The organism is Halorubrum sp. SP3, from assembly GCF_005435195.1.
Taxonomy (GTDB): Archaea; Halobacteriota; Halobacteria; order Halobacteriales; family Haloferacaceae; genus Halorubrum; species Halorubrum sodomense.
In genome coordinates this window covers 1-256 of the sequence record NZ_SGTU01000648.1, presented here as the reverse complement: position 1 = coordinate 256, position 256 = coordinate 1, and the positions used below count along the sequence as shown (strand labels likewise).

Sequence of the window (256 nt, the reverse complement as noted above, 5' to 3'; positions counted from 1 at the left end):
AGACGCTGCTCGGTACGGAAAACTATACACTCCCGGTCGGGCTGTACGCACTGATCGGCGAATATTCCGTCCCGTGGGCGCGCTTTTCGGCGTTCGCGCTCACGTTTGCGACACCGATTATGCTCGTGTACCTGTTCGCCCAGCGGTACATCGAGGGTGGTCTCTCGTTCGGCGGCATCTCTGGTTGAGGGTGCTGTCCGTTCTTTTTTCCTATGAGAAACAGTAATACGGTTATTGTCAATTGAACTGCTATACT

The 256-nt window shown here is 53.9% G+C and carries 1 pseudogene; it reads left to right on the top strand.

Annotated features, from left to right (window positions below):
• Window positions 1–188: pseudogene (locus EXE42_RS17840) on the top strand (carbohydrate ABC transporter permease); the annotation flags it as partial.
• Window positions 189–256 lie beyond the last annotated feature (68 nt).